5 protein-coding genes are annotated in these 5,102 nt (G+C 62.0%); all 5 read right to left on the reverse strand.

Annotated features, from left to right (window positions below; all coding sequences use genetic code 11):
* Positions 1–503: ATPase, T2SS/T4P/T4SS family (locus tag EPO09_RS01990; RefSeq protein ID WP_290639651.1), on the reverse strand; the 503-nt coding region annotated here is incomplete at its 3' end.
* A gap of 59 nt (positions 504–562) precedes the next feature.
* Positions 563–1,387, reverse strand: a complete 825-nt coding sequence (dapD, locus tag EPO09_RS01995; RefSeq protein ID WP_290639653.1) for a 2,3,4,5-tetrahydropyridine-2,6-dicarboxylate N-succinyltransferase — start codon at positions 1,385–1,387, stop codon at positions 563–565.
* Between the two features lie 15 nt (positions 1,388–1,402).
* The gene (dapC, locus tag EPO09_RS02000) at positions 1,403–2,632 is read right to left on the reverse strand and encodes a succinyldiaminopimelate transaminase (protein ID WP_290639655.1); all 1,230 of its coding nucleotides are present in this window, start codon (positions 2,630–2,632) and stop codon (positions 1,403–1,405) included.
* A 55-nt stretch (positions 2,633–2,687) separates the two neighbouring features.
* Entirely contained in the window at positions 2,688–3,851 is a 1,164-nt protein-coding gene (locus EPO09_RS02005; RefSeq protein ID WP_290639657.1) for a GGDEF domain-containing protein, read from the reverse strand.
* On the reverse strand, positions 3,848–5,017 hold the full coding sequence (locus tag EPO09_RS02010) for a diguanylate cyclase (RefSeq protein WP_290639659.1): 1,170 nt from the start codon (positions 5,015–5,017) through the stop codon (positions 3,848–3,850). The genes EPO09_RS02005 and EPO09_RS02010 overlap by 4 nt, the downstream gene beginning before the upstream one ends.
* Positions 5,018–5,102 lie beyond the last annotated feature (85 nt).

The raw sequence follows: 5,102 nt of genomic DNA on the forward strand, positions 1-5,102 counted from the left end.
AGGAACTCCAGCGGATCCTCGATGGTGAGGATGTGGCCGGTCATGTTCTGGTTGCGGTGCTCCAGCATCGCGGCCAGCGTGGTGCTTTTACCGGCACCGGTGGCACCAGCCAGCAGGATCAGCCCACGCTTTTCCAGGATCAGGTTGGACAGCACATCGGGCACGTTGAGCGAATCCAGCGCAGGGATGTCGGAGGGGATGTAGCGGAATACCGCTGCCACCGAGCCGCGCTGCTTGAAGGCGCTCAAACGGAAGATGGCCACGCCGGGAATGGTGATGCCCAGGTTCAGTTCACCCGTTTCGTCCAGTTCTTCCATTTGCGTCGAAGAGATCATCTCCGACAGCAACTGGCGAGGCTGGGACGGGGTGAGGATCTGATCCGTCAGCTGCATGATCTGACCATGGATCTTGATGAGGATGGGTGTCCGGGCAGACAGAAAGACGTCAGACGCCTTCTTCTCGGCCATCAGGCGCAGTACCCGTTCGAGATTGCCACCGCTCATCAAGTTCTCCCGTTTGAATCAGATATCAGATGCAGGAAGGATCAGACCGGATGAACCGATCAGGCGCCGCGCAGCAGGTCGTTGATGCTGGTCTTGGAGCGCGTCTGGGCGTCCACGCGCTTGACGATCACGGCGCAGTACAGCGAGTACTTGCCATCAGCCGAGGGCAGGTTGCCCGACACGACCACGGAGCCAGCAGGAATGCGGCCGTAGCTGACTTCGCCGGTGGCGCGGTCATAGATCTTGGTGGATTGGCCGATGTACACGCCCATCGAGATCACCGAGTTCTCTTCCACGATCACGCCTTCGACCACTTCGGAGCGGGCGCCGATGAAGCAGTTGTCTTCGATGATGGTGGGGTTGGCTTGCAGGGGTTCCAGCACGCCACCGATGCCGACGCCGCCGGACAGGTGAACGTTCTTGCCGATCTGGGCGCAGGAACCGACGGTGGCCCAGGTGTCAACCATGGTGCCTTCGTCAACGTAGGCGCCGATGTTCACGTAGGACGGCATCAGGATCACATTCTTGGCCTGGAAGCTGCCACGACGTGCCACGGCGGGGGGCACCACGCGCACGCCGGAGGCGCGCAGCTGTTCTTCGCTCCAGCCAGCGTACTTCGTTGGCACCTTGTCGTAGAACTGCAGAGGGCCGTCGCCCATGGGCACGTTGTCGTTCAGACGGAAGGACAGCAGCACGGCCTTCTTGATCCACTGGTGGGTCACCCAGTCGCCATCGATCTTCTCGGCCACGCGCAGCTTGCCGCCGTCCAGGGCATCGATGATGTGGTTGACGGCGTCGCGGATCTCAGCGGGCGCGCTGGCGGCGGACAGCGAAGTGCGCTGTTCCCAGGCGTTGTCGATGACGGTTTGCAGAGCTTGGGTCATGTTCTTCTCTCAGATTCAAACAGATTGGGATTCGATAAAGGCCTTGATGCGCTGGGCGGCTTCGACGCATTCGTCGACACCAGCCACCAGCGCCATGCGGACGCGGCCCTGGCCTGGGTTCACACCGTTGGCTTCGCGCGCCAGGTAACTGCCAGGCAAAACGGCCACATTGTATTGAGCCAGCAGCTCGCGGGTGAAGGTTTCGTCGCTGCCGCCGCAAATGTTGGGCGGCACCTTGGCCCACAGGTAGAAGCTGGCGTCAGGCAAGGCGACATCCATCACGGAGGCCAGGATGGGGGTGACCTGCTCGAACTTCTGGCGATACAGGGCCCGGTTTTCCACCACGTGGGCTTCGTCGCTCCAGGCTGCGACGCTGGCGCGCTGCACGGCGGGGCTCATGGCGCTGCCGTGGTAGGTGCGATACAGCAGGAAGGCCTTCATGATGGCCGCGTCACCCATGACGAAGCCGGAGCGCAGGCCGGGCACGTTGGAGCGCTTGGACAGGCTGGTCAGGGCGATCAGGTTCTTGAAGTCGTGGCGGCCCAGCTTGACGGCGGCCTCCAGGCCGCCCAGCGGAGCGGCGTCAGCGCCCTCGCGGAAGTAGATCTCGGAGTAGCACTCGTCCGAGGCGATCACGAAGCCGTAGCGGTCGCTCAGCTCGAACAGACGTTGCCATTCGCTCAAAGGCATCACGGCGCCGGTCGGGTTGCCGGGTGAGCACACGAACAGCAGTTGCGTGGTGGCCCAGGTCGATTCGGGGATGGACGACCAATCCGCCGCGAAGTTGCGGGCCGGATCCGAGTTGGCAAACACCACGCGGGCGCCTGCCAGCAAGGCAGCGCCTTCGTAGATTTGATAGAACGGGTTGGGACAGACCACAGCGGGGCCGCCGGCATCCTGATGCTGGGTCGGGTCGATCACGGCCTGCGCCAGGGCAAACAGGGCTTCGCGCGAGCCGTTCACTGGCAGGATCTGCGTCGCAGCATCCAGTTTCAGGCCATAACGGCGCTCGACCCAGGCGGCACAGGCTTCCCGCAAGGCCGGCTCACCGGCTGTCGCGGGGTAGCTGGCCAGGCCATCGAGGGCCGCCGTCAAGGCTTCCTTGATGAAGGCGGGGGTAGGGTGCTTGGGCTCGCCGATGCCCAGGCTGATGGCACGGTAAGCAGGGTTGGGTGTGACACCAGCCGTGAGGCCGCGCAGGCGCTCGAAAGGATAGGGCTGGAGTTTCTTCAGCAATGGGTTCATCCCGCGATTATCCCAGGCGCGGGCGAGGTGCTGTGGCAAAAGGGGCAAGTGGGCGTCAGGGCTTGTCCGGGGGCGCGGTCACGTCACGGTCGCGGCCGCTGCTCTTGGCCTCGTAGAGGGCTTTGTCGGCGCGTTCCAGCGTGTGCGTCAGCGAGGTCACGCAATCGTGCACGGCCACGCCGGCCGAGAACTTCACGCGCAATTGCGGCACGTTTTCCGATACGGTGCAGGTCGCCAGCGTCTGACGCAGGCGCTCCAAGGCGATCAGGGCCTTTTCGGCGGCGGTATTGGGCAGCAGGAAGATGAACTCCTCGCCACCCCAGCGCGCGATGATGTCGGTTTCGCGCAGCACGATGCCGGATGCGTTGGCGAAAGCCATCAGTGCCTGGTCGCCCACCTTGTGGCCGTACTGGTCGTTGACGCGCTTGAAATGATCCAGATCGATCAGCACGACCGTGAAGCGTTCGCCGTAGCGCTCAAAGCGCTTGACGGCATCTTCCAGCCGATCCTGCATGAAGCGGCGGTTGTACAGGCCAGTCAGCACATCATGCGTGGCCATCTGCTGCACCTGCTCCAGCGCGATCTTCAAATCCTTGCGCTGCGCAGACAGGCGATTTCGCCATGAGGAAATCTGGTAGGCCGAGAAAATAAGTGTGGGCACCGTGCCGAGCATCAATTCAAAGCGCAGCAACTCCAGATCAGGTGGGTAGTAGTCCGGATCGATGTGAGCCAGTACACCCATGCTCAGGCCCAGCAGCAACATCGCCAGCACACCGATTTGCACCGATTGCTTGGGTGTGTGGGTATACATGCCGAACACCATGACCAGCGCGATCAGTACCAGTACCACGCCACGGTCATGTGGGCCGACAGCGGTGTAGGCAAAAGCAATCGCCAGCAGGGCGAACAGGTTCTGCGGCAGCATCAAGGTGGGGTCCTTGAGGTGCTTGGTCTTGCCAAAACGCACCAGGCTGTAGAACACCACGTAGGCCGGCATGCTCGTGGCCCACAGGAGCTTGGGCGCAAATGGCCGCATCAGATTGATCTGGGCAGCATAGTAGGCCGCGCTGCAGCATATGGCGTACATGATGGCGCACAGCAAGATGGCGGCTGTGCGGGCCCGGGTGGCGCGGTCATGGCCGAAGACGCTTTGAACCAATTTGCCGACGGCGTCGACAATGGGGTCGTTCGGTTGGGCTGGCGGGACGAATTGCGTCATGACATCGTCTCGCTGGATGAGGCGTTCGATGCGCTGCTGGGTGCCTTCAAGTCGGTTTGGGCCAGCAGGCTGCGGTTGCGCCCTTGGCGTTTGGCGTCATACAGGGCCTCGTCGGCGCGCTCGATCAGGTGTTCGAGCGACTCGCCCACCTTTGCCTGCGCCACGCCTGCAGAGAAGGTGATGTGGAGTTGCGGGTAGCCCGGGATCTCCAGCGTTTCGATGGATTGCCGCAGGCGCTCGATCGCGTTCATGCCTTCTATCGCGCTGATGCTGGGCAGCATGACCAGGAACTCTTCGCCGCCCCAGCGTGAGAACTTGTCCACCTGCCGGATCTGACCTTGTGCGTGCTGCGCCATGCTGCGCAAGACGGCATCACCGGCATGGTGACCAAAGTGGTCGTTGACATGCTTGAAGTGGTCGATATCGATCAGCGCGATGCACATCGGTGCACCACTGCGCTCGACCAGCTTCAGTTCATTTTCAGCCAGTTCAGTCATCATGCGCCTGTTGAGGGCGCCAGTGAGCATGTCGCAGGTGGCCATCTGCTTGACGGTGTCCACGGCTTCTTGAAGCTCGCGCGCCTGCCGACCAATGCGCACGCGGATATCGCTCACCCATTTGCCAATCAGGGACAGCGTCAGCAGGGTTGAGCCTCCGACAACGAAGTGAGTCCAGCCCGAGGACGCGTTGGAGTGGGCGTCTACGCCGAAGGCTGTCCACACGACGAACACGCCCAGCGTGATGACGGTGAACACACCTAGCATCAGGACCTGGATGGGCTTGAGCCTGAACATGGACAGCACGATGGTCTGTGCGATGAGGATCATCACGTTGCCGCGGTTGTCGCCCAGTTGGGCGTAAGCAGCCATGCACAAGGCAATGGTGACCAGCGCATGCGGAAAGGTCAGAACCGGATCGGCGAAGCGCTGCGACCAACCGGATCGAACCAGGGCAAAAACGGTCAGAAAGGTCAGCACGCTGGCCACGATCAACTCGTGTGCCATGTGAGGCTCCAGCAGCTTCAGGTGTTCGGAATGCATGATCACGCCAACGCTCACGGCGTAGGGCTGCAAGGTGATCAGCAGCAAAAATACATGACGACGCAGATGCGGGTCTTCACCCAGCACCCAGTTCGACAATGTTTGCAGCCAAAGTGGTTTGTTCATCAATGCTCGACAGGTTTAACGGGCTATCGGCATTGGTGAGGAAAGCTTGAACCGTGGCGGCCCCAGATAGCCCCAGATGGCCGGG

The organism is Aquabacterium sp., from assembly GCF_004297345.1.
In the GTDB taxonomy this organism is placed as follows: domain Bacteria; phylum Pseudomonadota; class Gammaproteobacteria; order Burkholderiales; family Burkholderiaceae_C; genus Aquabacterium.

Bases quoted from the DNA above. Each gene is read 5' to 3' on its own strand.
- dapD (WP_290639653.1), bottom strand. From the start codon at position 1,387: ATGACCCAAGCTCTGCAAACCGTCATCGACAACGCCTGGGAACAGCGC.
- dapC (WP_290639655.1), bottom strand. From the start codon at position 2,632: ATGAACCCATTGCTGAAGAAACTCCAGCCCTATCCTTTCGAGCGCCTG.
- EPO09_RS02005 (WP_290639657.1), bottom strand. From the start codon at position 3,851: ATGACGCAATTCGTCCCGCCAGCCCAACCGAACGACCCCATTGTCGAC.
- EPO09_RS02010 (WP_290639659.1), bottom strand. From the start codon at position 5,017: ATGAACAAACCACTTTGGCTGCAAACATTGTCGAACTGGGTGCTGGGT.